Below are 11,245 nucleotides of genomic sequence, written 5' to 3'. Positions count from 1 at the left end.
TTTTACATAAAATACTGGTCTAGTTTCGTGATGTCTTTTTTAAGCAATTTGTCCTTTGATAACTTCAAAAGATATTATTTTTCAGTTGACATACTACCGCAGGTCTTTTTTGTAATTAATACGAATTGTAAATAATTTTAGCATTTTTCTTTATTGTGTAATATATTCTTTTGTATAATGGTGAAAACTCGATAAAACATTTAGTATAAAATGGTATTTGTAGAAAAATATTCAGTTTTATATAAATTATAAGTTGTTTTTTCGAATAATCATCGGTAAGAAAAAAGGGGGAATTGTAATGGAGTCGTCTGTTATTAAAGTGTTGGATGATTTGGATGTACAAATTTTAGATATATTGCAGAAGGAGTCACAAGTAAGTAATGCAGAGTTGGCACGTCGCGTTAATTTATCACCAGCTGCGATGCATGCAAGAATAAAAAGGTTAGATGGGGAAGGTTTCATCGATAAGCAAGTTGCGATTTTAAATCAAGAAAAGCTTGGGTTTGATTTATTATGCTTTATTTTTATGAGTACGAATATTCATCAATTTGACAAGTTAGAAGTGTTGGAGAAAGAATTAGAATCGATGCCGGAAGTGTTAGAATGTCACTGTTTAACAGGGGAGTACGATTATTTATTAAAGGTTGCAAATCGTGATCGTAAAGAACTAGAGCAGTTTATTAGAAAGCTGAATAAGCTTGGTATTACAAGGATACAGACAAGTTTAGCACTTCGTGAAATTAAATATTCGACGGTATTGCCGATACGAGATGAGGAACCGAGCATCGATTAGATTGCTTGGTTTTTTGTTTGTATAAATTGATTGACGAGGAGAAAAGAGAGATGTATTATTATATAAAATTATGAATTAAAATTCATTTTAAGTTATAAATATTAATATTGAGGGGCAAGGGATGTAATATGAAAATCTGTAATGCGGTGACGAGTGATGTGAAAGAAATTTATAGTCTTATTGAGGTTTATGCAAAAGAGGGAGTTGTTTTACCACGTTCTCTTTTGTCTCTTTATCAATATTTGCAATGTTTATATGTTATGAAAGAAGACGAGAGAATTGTTGGAGTTGCTGGATTGCATGTATTAGGAGAAGATCTTGCAGAAATACGATCGTTAGTAGTTTTGCATACATATGCAGGGAAAGGGATAGGGCGTATGCTCGTAAATCATGTAATGGAGGAAGCTACGAAAATAAATGTAAGAAGAGTAATTTCCTTAACATATGAAACAGTATTTTTTCAAAAGTGTGGATTTGATTTTATAAATAAAGAAGCATTGCCAGAGAAAGTATGGATTGATTGTAGGCATTGTCCAAAGGTTGATTATTGTGATGAGGTGGCGATGATTCGGTATGTTGGGTGAATTTTTCAGACAGAAAAAGTCCCACTATTATTTACGTAATAGTGGGCATCTATGTTTTAGGGGAAATTAAGAACTTGAATTCGTTTTTCTTACTGCAAACTTAAAAATGGTGTTTTTAAGTTCATAGTTATAAGTAGAACCATCGACAAGCCCTACAACTTTATCGCTATCATAAAGATCGAGCATAAATTGTGCCATTTGTTTTGCAGTGTGGAATTTTGGTACAACATTATCATATTGGAATTAATCAATATCAAATGAACGCTTCGCAAATTCTGTTTCAGTTGCAGCAGGAGCTAAAACTTTTGCTTGCAGTTTTGCGCCTTGTTCTTTCAGTTCGTGAGACAGCCCTTCTGTAAATGCACTTACATAGAATTTCGTAGCGCAATACGTAACAGCATCAGCAACAATCGTGTATCCGCCGCCCGATGAAACGTTAATAAGCTGTGTTCCGGCAACCATTGAATAATCTCGAACGAAAAGAGAAGAGAGTATTGTTAGTGCTTCTATATTGACATGCAACATCGTCTCGATTTTATTTAAATTTTGTTCAGCAATTGAGGCGAAATTACCAAAACCTGCGTTGTTAATCCACGTTTCAATTTGAAAAGATTGTAGGCTTTCATAAAGTTTATAAACATCTTCAGTAACAGATAAATCAGTTCTTCGAATGACAACATCCAATTCTGGATGCATTTCGTTAATTTTTAATTTTAATCCGTCTAATTCTTCTTGTCTTCTAGCTACAAGTATTAAGTTCTTTCCGCGAGATGCAAATGCTAAAGCTGCTTCATAACCAATTCCGGAACTTGCGCCAGTAATAACAGTGTATTTCATATAAAATCCCCCTAAGTTCAAATGAATTTATTATGGTTAGATTGTATTTATTAGAGTATACTCTAAGTCAAATGTTTTTTATAAATTTGATACGGTCATAAAATATATGAGGGTAAGCATGTGGAGGGAGTTTTAGTATGTACACAATTAGCGAGGTAGCAAAATTATTAGGCGTGAGCACACATACACTACGTTATTATGAAAAGGAAAATATATTAATTGCAAATCGTGATACAAATGGAAATCGACTTTACGAAGAGTCACATATAAAGTGGTTGCAGTTTGTAATGAAATTAAAACAAACGCAAATGCCAATAGCGAAAATAAGAGAATACGCTAGATTATATACAGAAGGGGAGCATACAACAGAAGCTCGTTTACAGCTCCTAGAAGATCATAGGAAATCTATTCAGATTCACAGAGAAAACTTAGAAGTTACAGAGAAGATGCTTGAGAATAAAATTAGTGCATACAAAAACTCATTGGAAAATAAATAGATGGTTGTTATGTAATGAAAAATGGATTTGATCTATGAGTATTTCATCATAGTGTGCGGACAAATTACAAAGAGCAGCTAGCAAAAGCTAACTGCTCCATTCAAGGGATCTCTCCAAGGGGGAGTGGAGAAAATATTATGTTACTAGCAGTATTGACAGATTATTGAGAAATATACAAATCAGATGAAAGAAATTTTAAATAAACTTTCGCCATTGACAGTTTTTAAAATGTTCATGTACAATATACATGAATGACATTCAGTCATTTTTATGTGACAGGATGCAGTTAGCTTAGAAATGGAACAAATAAAATGGTAAATGAGGATGATAGTTGTTTTTATATAGTATTGATGAAAGAGTATATTTTTTTAAAACAAAAATGACTGATAGTCAGTCATAAGAGGTGAGAGGTATGAAAAATAAAGCTTGGTTATATGTCATATTAACATGTATCTTTGAAATTTTTTGGGTGTTTGGTTTTAATACGGCTAATACTTGGTGGCATTGGATTATTATTTTAGGAGTTATCGCTGTTGATTTTCACTTCCTTTCTAAAGCGTGTGAACATCTTGCAACAGGGACTGTATATGCTGTTTTCGCCGGAGCTGGTACGGTAGGTACTTTCTTGATGGATGTATTTCTTTTCGGCGGAAGTTTCAGTGTAGGGAAGTTATTTTTTATCGTGATGGTTGTAGCTGGCGTTATCGGTTTAAAGCTTGCTGATAATAAAGAAGAAACTGTGGAAGGAGCTGCTTAAAGATGGGTTGGTTTTTCGTATTTTGTGCTGCAATTAGTGAAATAGTCGGTGTGATAGGACTTAAAATGTATAGTAAAGATAAAACATTAGCCAATGGTGCGATTTATATAGGTGGGTTTGCTACATCCTTCGCATTCTTGTATACATCTTTCTTATTTTTACAAGTCAGTGTCGCGTATGCGGTTTGGATCGGTATTGGAACAGCAGGTGCAGTTTTGTTAAACATGTTCTTGTTTGGTGAGTCGAAAAGTAAAGCGCGTATTATTAGTGTGTTTCTTATTGTATGTGGAGTGACAGGATTAAAGGCACTTTCTTAAAGATATATTGTATTTTTATCTCCTAATTGTTTATTAGGAGATTTTATTATAAAAAAATGACGTCCTCTTAGAGTTCACTATCATTGACAGTACAATCAATTATCTTATAAAATGAGTGACAGTCATTCAATATGCGTGTGAAAGGGTTTAGATGATGAATAAAAAAGAGAAAATTGTCTATGCAGCTATTGAAGTGTTTCAGGAAAAGGGCGTCGAAAAAACGAAGATTTCTGATATCGTGAAATTAGCTGGCATTGCGCAAGGAACTTTCTATTTATATTTTCCTTCTAAGCTATCTGTTATGCCTGCAATAGCAGAAGTGATGGTTGAAAAGATGATACTTGCAGTGAAAGAGAAAGTACAAAAAGATGTACCTTTTTCAAATAAAGTGGCACAAGTAATCGATGCGGTGTTTCAATTTATAGAGGAATATCGTGAAATACAAGCTTTAATGTATGCAGGTCTTGCATCTACAGAACATATAAAAGAGTGGGAAGCTGTGTATGAGCCTCTTTATATGTGGTTAAGCGAATTTTTAAGTGAGGCGAAAGAAGCTGGTGAAATTCGTGATTCGGTTCACGCAGAGCGAACAGCGAAGTTATTTATCGCTCTAGTTGAATCAGCAGCGGAACAAGTTTATTTATATGATCATAAAGATGATGAGCAAGTGGATTTGCAAAAGGCAGAAGTACTAGATTTTTTAACACATGCACTACATATAAAGAAGTAGTAAGATGAACCTGTCTGAAAAGGTAGGTTCATTTTTGAGGAAAACTGAATGATAGTCATTCACCTAATGCTTATGTATGTGTGGAAGGATAGAGTGAAATTCTAATGAGTGGAGGCATCCTCACTCATTACTAGCCCGCAAAGAGCAGGATAAAGAAAAAGCTTCTTGGGCATTATTTTTTGAGAGGAACTTACGGGAAGAGGTGTTAGAAAGTGAAGAAACCGATAAAAGAACAAAAGATGGTATTGGTCATTCTTTTGAGTAATATATTTATCGCTTTTTTAGGGATTGGATTAATCATTCCGGTTATGCCGTCCTTTATGAATGATATGCATTTAACAGGGAAGACGATGGGATATCTCGTTGCAGTGTTTGCAATGGCACAGCTCATTACTTCACCTATTACAGGCCGGTGGGTTGATCTTTACGGTAGAAAGAAAATGATAATCATTGGATTATTTATTTTTGGTGTTTCAGAGCTTCTTTTTGGATTAGGAAAAGATGTATGGATGCTTTATGTAGCAAGGGTATTAGGCGGAATTAGTGCTGCTTTTATTATGCCTGGTGTTACGGCATATGTTGCGGATATTACATCTATTCAGGAACGTCCAAAGGCGATGGGATACTTATCTGCGGCTATTAGTACTGGATTCATTATAGGGCCTGGAATCGGCGGATTTATTGCAGAATACGGTATACGTGTGCCATTTTTCGTTGCAGCAGCAATTGCTTTTATAGCATGTGTGATTTCAATCTTTATTTTAAAAGAACCGTTAACGAAAGAAGAACTTGCAGAGATTTCTTCTAATACGAAAGAATCAAGTTTTATTGGTGATTTAAAGAAATCATTACATCCAATGTATGCAATTGCATTTATTATCGTATTTGTACTCGCATTCGGATTATCGGCGTATGAAACTGTGTTTAGCTTATTCTCAGATCATAAATTTGGTTTCTCGCCGAAAGATATTGCAGCAATTATTACAATCAGTTCAATCTTTGGGGTAGTTGTGCAAGTATTTATGTTTGGCAAATTGGTAGACATGTTCGGTGAGAAAGTATTAATCCAAATATGTTTAATTGTAGGTGCAGTATTAGCATTCGTCTCAACTGTAGTCTTTAATTATTGGATTGTACTTCTCGTTACTTGCTTCATTTTCTTAGCATTTGATTTACTTCGTCCAGCTTTAACGACGTTTTTATCAAAAGCAGCTGGAAAAGAGCAAGGATTCGTTGCTGGGATGAACTCGACTTATACGAGTTTAGGAAATATCGCAGGACCAGCGATGGGCGGAATATTATTTGATATGAACATTCATTACCCATATGCATTTTCAGGAGTTGTTTTAATAGTTGGTCTCGCTATTACATTTATGTGGAGAGAGAAACAGTTGGCTGAAAGTTTTGCGAAGTAATGAAGCCCCTTACGACTGTAAGGGGTTTTTGTTTTATAAACTTAACCCAAACCGTTTTAATTCAATAAAAATCCCCTCTAATTGCTTTCCTTTATCCGTTAATGTGTACTCTACACGAGGCGGAACTTCTGGATATACTTTTCTCGTTATAATGCCTTGAGACTCTAATTCTTTTAGTCGAAGCGATAATGTTTTTGGACTAATCCCATTCATTGATTTTTGTAAATCACTAAAGCGTAATGTTCCTTCGATAAGAAGATCACGAATGATTAAAAACGTCCATTTTGTACTAATTACATCAAGCGTTTTAGCGATAGGACAAGGTATGCCAGGTAAACCTTTCGTTAATTCAACTGGATCTATATTGTTCATGGAACTAGCCTCCATAAAATTTTTTTTGATGAATTTGCTTTATAGTATCACAAAACTATACTTTTGGTAACTATATGAAAAAAATATCACTACTTCCATAAAGGAAGTTAGTGCATATACAATAGCAATACGGAACAAAAAGGATTTATATAAGGAGGTGGTGATTTCCATGGGGATAAAAAAGTTACTTGGATTTCTTAGTTTGTTTGTTATTTGTATTGTGCTTGTAGCATGCGGCGCGGAACAAAAAGGTGAAGTTCAGTTATTAAAAGAAATGCCAAGGCCAAAAGCAATGACAATTGATCCCTCACTAAGTAAAAAAGAAGCGACAGAAATGGTTCATGCGGCGCAGCGTTTTTATGCATTTTGGGATACAGGTAAGGAGGAAGTTATTCCGCAGACTGTTACTGAAAATTTTTTCGATAATACATTGCCGAAAGGGCGACCACAAGGCATTGAAGGATTAAAGTTTGCAGCGCAAAATTTTCGTAAAGTTGTGCCTGATATACATTGTGAGATTGAAGACTTATTAGTTGTTGGTGATAAAGTAACAGCCCGTCTTTTTTTTACAGGAATGCATAATGGTAAGAAAATTAATTTTTTTGCAATTGATATTTTACATGTGAAAGACGGAAAGATAACGGAAGATTGGCATTTAGAAGATAATCTTACACTACAGCAGCAACTCGGCTTAATAGACGAAGAGTAGATCATATAGGGGAGAGAAAAACGATGAAAAATATATTTATTATAAATGGACATGAAAAATACGGTACAAAGGAAGGACGATTAAATAGAACGTTAGTAGATTATATGGTTACTGTATTAGGTGAGAATCATCATGTGAAAACAACAACGATTCAAGATGGTTACAATATTAAAGAAGAACAAGATAAGTTTTTATGGGCCGATGTTGTTATTTATCAAACACCGATTTATTGGTTTAGTGTACCGGGCTTATTTAAAACGTATATGGATGAAGTATATGAATACGGTTTGTTCTTTAAAGGTGCAGATGAATATGGAACAGGTGGTTTATTAAAAGAGAAAGAGTATATGTTCTCTACAACTTGGAATGCACCTGAAAAAGCATTTGGAGATAAGACGAAGTTCTTTGAAGGAGAAAGTTTAGAATCAGCGCTTAGTCATTTACACCGCGTGCAAAAGTTTCTCGGTATGAGTCCGTTAAAGAGTTTTGCTTGTTATGATGTGGTGAAGAATCCGGATATTGAGAAGTTTTTAGTGAACTTGAAAGATCATTTAGATGGAGTAATTAAATAATAGTATGTGAAGAAGGTACTACTAAGGATGTAGTACCTTCTCCTTTTATAAAAACGCACACTTTAATACGTGGATGGCTGTATCCATAACTTCGCAAAATTTGCCCAACCAAATGAATCAATTGTTACGTTTTTTAAAGAAGAAGGGTATGTTTTTCTTTTTAAAACGTGATAGTTAAATAAAATGATGTGTTCTGCTTGTAAAAACTCTTCAATCTCATACATGAGTTCATAACGCTTTTCTTTATTTTCTTCTAGTAAAAATGTATCTAGTAAACAGTTAATTTGTTTTTCGTAGTGCGGGTCCATGAACCGATTTACGAAGCAACTTTTATTTTTAAATACATTTAAGAATGCAATTTCATGATTGGCAGCAAAGACTTCTCCCATGAAAATAATATCAGCATGTTTATCAATAGAGCGATCCATATAATCTGAAACGGGAAATGGGTGAAGCTCTACTTGTATACCTAAACTTTCACATCGTTCTTTTAAGAAATATGCATCATTTGCACTATCTTTAAATGCGAAGAAGTAAATATGTATCGTTTCTCCATTATATGTACTCTTTTTCAAATACTCTTTTGCTTTTTCTAAAGAGTAGGATCTTCTTGTTGCAAGGCGGCTTCTATCAGGGAAGAAGCTTGATGCAGCAATTGTCCGTCTACCCTCTATGTTACGAATTATCATTTCAACATCATATAGTTCTCTCCAAGCTTTTCGAAAGTAAATGTCGTGATGAGGACCAGGTTTTTTAAAGTTGAAGCTAGCATAAATACAACCTATTTCTTCTATTTGTATATCATGCCTTTCATTTTCTTCTTCATTTGGTAGTTCATAATCAGCATCGATTTGCACATGATCAGGAATACTCCAAAATTCAATACGGTCTAATAAAGCGCGCTCTTTAAAATAATGAGAGAATGTTTCGAGTACGATATTGTCTTCAGAGTAATGAGCAAGTTTGAAAGGTCCAGTACCTATATAATGATGATTTTGAATACTCGTATCACGCGGTAAAATTGCGAGCTGCATGGAACTTACATAGTGTAAGAAAAATAAATTTGGTTTTGCTAAATGAAATCGAATTTGCAGTGGTGATGGCGTTTCAATTTGAACAATTTCTTCTGTTAACCATTCGAAAGGAGAGTGAACCTCTTTTAGTCTTTCAAATGAAAATTGTACATCTTTAGAAGTTAAAACTGTTTCGTTATGAAAATATACATCCTTTCGTAAATAAAAAGTCCACGTAAGCCCGTCTTCACTTAATTCCCACGTATGCGCAATGTGTGGTTCCATTTTTTCAGTAACATCGTTATAGACGACTAACGTATCAAAAATTTGACTCGTAAGATGGCTCTCTGTAGTTACAGCCACAAAAGCCGGATCTAATGGGAATATCTTTCTCGATATAGGAATCTTTAATATGTCGTACATATCATTTGAAGGTTCGTATCCAAAATGATGATGTAGTTTGTTTTCTATCTTTTTTTGAAGTGCAGGGGGTAGGGGTTCTTTTAAAAGAAGAAAAACGTCCTTTAATTTTTCTTGCGCTAACAGTTCATCTGTATAGGACTCAATCGCTTCTACGAAATTATGTATAAATAGAATTTCCGTTTTATTCCCGCGGCCACGCCCTGGAGTCCAATGAATTAATTGTTCCTCACTCATTTTCTTTAATAAAATCTTTACGTTTTTCGTACTGCAATATAAAACATCCGCTAATTCTTGTAAGCTATTTCGCATATGTTGTTGATCTTGTGCATGTAATCTTAGTCTGATGTAATAGTCCATAATTTTCATATATACACTTCCTTCTATTATAAAAGGGGAAACTCTTTAGAATATTCTAACCTTTTTCTTCCTTTTTTTCAAAGTAAAATAAGTAAGCATAAGGAGGGGAAAACAATGGGGTTTTGGAGTATGCATCGAAATATAAAAATTAGAATTATAACTTCGTTTTTAACACGTACTGTGTCCACGATGATTTTTCCATTTATGGCGATTTACTTTTCAATAAAGTTAGGTAGTGCGATTGCTGGTGCGTTACTACTCATTAATGTCGTAGCTTCATTAGTAATTGGTTTATACGGTGGATATGTTGGGGATCGGCTTGGGCGTAAAAAGGTTATGATTATCGGTCAAAGTATACAAGTCATTTCCATTGCTTGTATGGGAGTTGCGAATTCGGATTATGTAGATTCACCGTGGTTAACATTTATCTTTATGCTAGTGAATAGTTTAGGATCTGGACTTATGAATCCTGCGACAGAGGCGATGTTAATTGATGTGAGTACACCTGAAAATCGAAAAGTAATGTATAGCATTAATTATTGGGCTATTAATTTATCCATTGCGATTGGAGCAATATTTGGTGGGTTACTATTTGAAAACTATAGATTGCAATTGTTTATCGTATTAACGCTTGTTGCAATTATTACTTTATATGTGATGGCTGTGTATATGGAAGAAGTGTATGTAGCACGAAAAACGGTGGAGAAGAAAAATGTATTAAAAGGTATGGCAGATAGTTATAAAGTCGTGATGAAAGATAAAGCATTTTTAATTTTTTGTGCAGCGAGTATATGTACATTGTCTTTAGAGTTTCAAATTAATAATTATTTAGGTGTTCGCTTGCAGAAGGAATTTGAAACGGTGCACTTTTTATTCGGGAATGGTGTTACGTTTGATTTAACAGGGATTCGCATGCTGAGCTGGATTTCTGCAGAGAATACAATTTTAGTTGTGTTATGTTCAGCACTTCTTATTAAAATGCTGAAAAGCTTCAACGATTTGAAAATCTTATATGTAGGTTTATTCATTTATACAATTGGATTTACAATACTCGGAACGAGCAATAGCTTATGGATTTTATTAATTGCAGGGCTTTTCCAAACGGTAGGTGAGATGATGTATGTGCCAGTGCGTCAATCTATTATGGCAGATATGGTGCCAAATGAGGCAAGAGGTTCTTATATGGCGATTAACGGAATGGTCTTTCAAGTGGCAAAAATGAACGGGGCATTAGGTGTTATGCTAGGTTCATTTATTGCATCTTGGGGCATGAGTGCTCTGTACTTTATCGTTGGTATGAGCAGTATTTTACTATTTATGAAGGCGATAGGGAAAGAGAAGTATGAGGATGAGAGAAATGTTTCTCAAATTGGATGAAACTATATAAAAGCGAACCAGCTATACTGGGATTCGCTTTTTATATAATTTTTAGAACGGATCAACTTCAGCTAAATTTGGAGTGGTATTCGGCTGTAGCAAAAGATTTTTTAATGTGCCTACTTCAGAAAGCGTTACTAATATGTAGCCACTAATCAGTACAATTAGCCCAATAACGCGTAACGTTTGTAAGCTCACTTCATTATTATTCGTTTCCGTTGGATTTGGGGGCGTTGAAGGTGGATTGTTATTCATAAATAAGGCTCCCATCTTTTGTATTTATATATGTGCGAAATCATTATTTAACTTATGGATAGGAATTATATAGTCATTTTCACTATATGAGAACTGCCTATGAAAAGTGATAAGGAATTTTTGGGCGAGAAAAGACCTGCGGTAGTATGTCAACTGAAAAATAATATCTTTTGAAGTTATCAAAGGACAAATTGCTTAAAAAAGACATCACGAAACTAGACCAGTATTTTATGTAAA

13 protein-coding genes and 1 pseudogene are annotated in these 11,245 nt (G+C 34.3%); 10 read left to right on the top strand and 4 right to left on the bottom strand.

Translation table 11 applies throughout. The features are described 5' to 3' along the window. The first annotated feature begins 298 nt into the window (after positions 1-298). Both MR168_RS29845 and MR168_RS29840 read left to right on the top strand, forming a co-directional pair. Positions 299-793, top strand: coding sequence for an Lrp/AsnC family transcriptional regulator (locus tag MR168_RS29845; RefSeq protein ID WP_000446095.1), 495 nt, complete (start codon positions 299-301; stop codon positions 791-793). Positions 794-921: 128 nt separating this feature from the next. Beyond that, positions 922-1,377, top strand: a complete 456-nt coding sequence (locus MR168_RS29840; RefSeq protein ID WP_049108252.1) for an N-acetyltransferase — start codon at positions 922-924, stop codon at positions 1,375-1,377. A gap of 66 nt (positions 1,378-1,443) precedes the next feature. On the opposite strand, the pseudogene MR168_RS29835 reads toward MR168_RS29840, so the two are convergent. After that, positions 1,444-2,214 (bottom strand): annotated as a pseudogene (locus tag MR168_RS29835) (SDR family NAD(P)-dependent oxidoreductase). Between the two features lie 137 nt (positions 2,215-2,351). Here MR168_RS29835 and MR168_RS29830 point away from each other — a divergent pair. The 5 genes from MR168_RS29830 to MR168_RS29810 all read left to right on the top strand — a co-directional run bounded on the left by MR168_RS29830 (position 2,352) and on the right by MR168_RS29810 (position 5,930). Then, positions 2,352-2,711 (top strand): MerR family transcriptional regulator, encoded by a 360-nt coding sequence (locus tag MR168_RS29830; protein ID WP_086411475.1) that lies wholly within the window; start codon positions 2,352-2,354, stop codon positions 2,709-2,711. A 412-nt stretch (positions 2,712-3,123) separates the two neighbouring features. Continuing rightward, on the top strand, positions 3,124-3,468 hold the full coding sequence (locus MR168_RS29825; RefSeq protein ID WP_000790626.1) for a DMT family transporter: 345 nt from the start codon (positions 3,124-3,126) through the stop codon (positions 3,466-3,468). A gap of 2 nt (positions 3,469-3,470) precedes the next feature. After that, on the top strand, positions 3,471-3,785 hold the full coding sequence (locus MR168_RS29820) for a DMT family transporter (protein ID WP_000539671.1): 315 nt from the start codon (positions 3,471-3,473) through the stop codon (positions 3,783-3,785). A gap of 151 nt (positions 3,786-3,936) precedes the next feature. Further along, a complete protein-coding gene (locus MR168_RS29815) occupies positions 3,937-4,515 on the top strand; it encodes a TetR/AcrR family transcriptional regulator (protein WP_002023345.1) in 579 nt (192 codons plus the stop codon). A 212-nt stretch (positions 4,516-4,727) separates the two neighbouring features. Beyond that, positions 4,728-5,930 (top strand): MFS transporter, encoded by a 1,203-nt coding sequence (locus MR168_RS29810; protein WP_000742952.1) that lies wholly within the window; start codon positions 4,728-4,730, stop codon positions 5,928-5,930. A gap of 33 nt (positions 5,931-5,963) precedes the next feature. Here the strand turns inward: MR168_RS29810 and MR168_RS29805 are convergent, their stop codons facing one another. After that, on the bottom strand, positions 5,964-6,302 hold the full coding sequence (locus tag MR168_RS29805; RefSeq protein WP_001059472.1) for a winged helix-turn-helix transcriptional regulator: 339 nt from the start codon (positions 6,300-6,302) through the stop codon (positions 5,964-5,966). A gap of 169 nt (positions 6,303-6,471) precedes the next feature. Between MR168_RS29805 and MR168_RS29800 the strand changes: the two genes are divergently transcribed. Both MR168_RS29800 and MR168_RS29795 read left to right on the top strand, forming a co-directional pair. Further along, the gene (locus MR168_RS29800) at positions 6,472-7,011 is read left to right on the top strand and encodes an ester cyclase (protein ID WP_242291702.1); all 540 of its coding nucleotides are present in this window, start codon (positions 6,472-6,474) and stop codon (positions 7,009-7,011) included. A gap of 23 nt (positions 7,012-7,034) precedes the next feature. Continuing rightward, positions 7,035-7,583, top strand: coding sequence for an NAD(P)H-dependent oxidoreductase (locus MR168_RS29795; protein WP_000789190.1), 549 nt, complete (start codon positions 7,035-7,037; stop codon positions 7,581-7,583). Positions 7,584-7,645: 62 nt separating this feature from the next. On the opposite strand, the gene MR168_RS29790 is transcribed toward MR168_RS29795, so the two are convergent. Further along, positions 7,646-9,385, bottom strand: coding sequence for an SgrR family transcriptional regulator (locus MR168_RS29790; protein ID WP_086411473.1), 1,740 nt, complete (start codon positions 9,383-9,385; stop codon positions 7,646-7,648). Positions 9,386-9,490: 105 nt separating this feature from the next. Here MR168_RS29790 and MR168_RS29785 point away from each other — a divergent pair, with 105 nt between their 5' ends. Beyond that, positions 9,491-10,753: an MDR family MFS transporter gene (locus tag MR168_RS29785; RefSeq protein WP_061456827.1), complete on the top strand. Its 1,263-nt coding sequence runs from the start codon at positions 9,491-9,493 to the stop codon at positions 10,751-10,753. A gap of 51 nt (positions 10,754-10,804) precedes the next feature. Here MR168_RS29785 and MR168_RS29780 read toward each other — a convergent pair whose 3' ends face one another. Continuing rightward, on the bottom strand, positions 10,805-11,008 hold the full coding sequence (locus MR168_RS29780) for a hypothetical protein (protein WP_061456828.1): 204 nt from the start codon (positions 11,006-11,008) through the stop codon (positions 10,805-10,807). Positions 11,009-11,245 lie beyond the last annotated feature (237 nt).

This window comes from Bacillus cereus group sp. BfR-BA-01356, assembly GCF_022663635.1.
Classification (GTDB): domain Bacteria; phylum Bacillota; class Bacilli; order Bacillales; family Bacillaceae_G; genus Bacillus_A; species Bacillus_A cereus.
The sequence above is the reverse complement of the archived record's forward strand: the minus strand, read 5'-3'. Positions and strand labels throughout refer to the sequence as shown.

Bases quoted from the DNA above. Each gene is read 5' to 3' on its own strand.
- MR168_RS29830 (WP_086411475.1), top strand. From the start codon at position 2,352: ATGTACACAATTAGCGAGGTAGCAAAATTATTAGGCGTGAGCACACAT.
- MR168_RS29780 (WP_061456828.1), bottom strand. From the start codon at position 11,008: ATGAATAACAATCCACCTTCAACGCCCCCAAATCCAACGGAAACGAAT.
- MR168_RS29790 (WP_086411473.1), bottom strand. From the start codon at position 9,385: ATGAAAATTATGGACTATTACATCAGACTAAGATTACATGCACAAGAT.
- MR168_RS29795 (WP_000789190.1), top strand. From the start codon at position 7,035: ATGAAAAATATATTTATTATAAATGGACATGAAAAATACGGTACAAAG.
- MR168_RS29785 (WP_061456827.1), top strand. From the start codon at position 9,491: ATGGGGTTTTGGAGTATGCATCGAAATATAAAAATTAGAATTATAACT.
- MR168_RS29845 (WP_000446095.1), top strand. From the start codon at position 299: ATGGAGTCGTCTGTTATTAAAGTGTTGGATGATTTGGATGTACAAATT.
- MR168_RS29825 (WP_000790626.1), top strand. From the start codon at position 3,124: ATGAAAAATAAAGCTTGGTTATATGTCATATTAACATGTATCTTTGAA.
- MR168_RS29800 (WP_242291702.1), top strand. From the start codon at position 6,472: ATGGGGATAAAAAAGTTACTTGGATTTCTTAGTTTGTTTGTTATTTGT.
- MR168_RS29805 (WP_001059472.1), bottom strand. From the start codon at position 6,302: ATGAACAATATAGATCCAGTTGAATTAACGAAAGGTTTACCTGGCATA.
- MR168_RS29815 (WP_002023345.1), top strand. From the start codon at position 3,937: ATGATGAATAAAAAAGAGAAAATTGTCTATGCAGCTATTGAAGTGTTT.
- MR168_RS29820 (WP_000539671.1), top strand. From the start codon at position 3,471: ATGGGTTGGTTTTTCGTATTTTGTGCTGCAATTAGTGAAATAGTCGGT.
- MR168_RS29840 (WP_049108252.1), top strand. From the start codon at position 922: ATGAAAATCTGTAATGCGGTGACGAGTGATGTGAAAGAAATTTATAGT.